This is a genomic window from Arthrobacter sp. AB6, from assembly GCF_031844545.1.
GTDB lineage: Bacteria > Actinomycetota > Actinomycetes > Actinomycetales > Micrococcaceae > Arthrobacter.
This window is the reverse complement of the sequence record NZ_JAUZVL010000055.1, coordinates 1-1,256: the sequence shown is the minus strand read 5'-3', so window position 1 is coordinate 1,256 and position 1,256 is coordinate 1. Positions and strand designations below refer to the sequence as shown.

The 1,256-nt window shown below is 67.7% G+C and carries 1 protein-coding gene; it reads right to left on the bottom strand.

Annotated elements, in window-relative coordinates:
• Positions 1–2: 2 nt before the first annotated feature.
• Positions 3–1,256, bottom strand: a 1,254-nt coding sequence (locus tag Q9R30_RS19275; RefSeq protein ID WP_311218595.1) for an acetate--CoA ligase, incomplete at its 5' end; no start/stop codon positions are given.

Genomic DNA, 1,256 nt, shown 5'->3' with positions numbered 1-1,256 from the left:
GCCTATTTCCTCAGGGTTGCCGCGATCTGCTGCATGATGGTGGGGTCCGAGAGGGTGGTGGCGTCTCCGGGGTCGCGGCCTTCGGCGACGTCTTTGAGGAGGCGCCGCATGATCTTCCCGGACCGGGTTTTGGGCAGTTCCGGGACTACCAGGATGGCCTTCGGTTTGGCGATGGGGCCGATTTCCTTGCCCACGTGGTTCCTGAGTTCCTGGACGATGGCATCCCCGGAATCCACGGCGTCGCCGCGGAGGATGACGAACGCGACGACGGCCTGCCCGGTGGTCTCGTCCGCGGCGCCCACGACGGCGGCCTCGGCCACGGCGGGGTGGGACACCAGGGCGGATTCGATCTCCGTGGTGGAGAGCCGGTGCCCGGAGACGTTCATGACGTCGTCCACCCGGCCCAGGAGCCAGATGTCGCCGTCCTCGTCCTTCTTGGCGCCGTCCCCGGCGAAGTACATGGTCTCGAACCGGGACCAGTAGGTGTCCTTGAACCGTTCCGGGTCTCCCCAGATGCCGCGGAGCATGGCGGGCCAGGGTTCGCGGATTACCAGGAAGCCGCCGTGGCCGTTGGGCACGGATTCGCCCGTCTCGTCCACGACGTCCACGGCGATGCCGGGCAGCGGGACCTGGGCTGAGCCGGGCTTGGTGGCCGTGACCCCGGGGAGGGGAGCGATCATCTGGGCGCCGGTTTCGGTCTGCCACCAGGTGTCCACGATGGGGGTTTTGTCCCCGCCGATGACGTTCCGGTACCACATCCAGGCCTCGGGGTTGATGGGTTCGCCGACGGAGCCGAGGACGCGCAGGGAGGAGAGATCGTACTTGTCCGGGATCTCCCGGCCCCACTTCATGAACGTGCGGATCGCGGTGGGGGCGGTGTAGAGGATGGAGACCTTGTACTTCTCCACGATCTCCCACCAGCGGCCCTGGTGCGGGGAGTCCGGGGTGCCTTCGTACATCACCTGGGTGGCGCCGTTGATGAGCGGGGCGTAGGCGACGTAGGAATGCCCGGTGACCCAGCCGACGTCGGCCGTGCACCAGTACACGTCCGTTTCGGGGTGCAGGTCGAAGACCGCCCGGTGCGTGTAGGCGGTCTGGGTGAGGTACCCGCCGGTGGTGTGCAGGATGCCCTTGGGCTTTCCGGTGGTGCCGGAGGTGTACAGGATGAACAAAGGGTGCTCTGAGTCATGCCCGACGGCGGTGTGCTGGTTCGAGGCGGCCCCGACGGTGTCCGCCCACCAGTGGTCCCGGCCCTC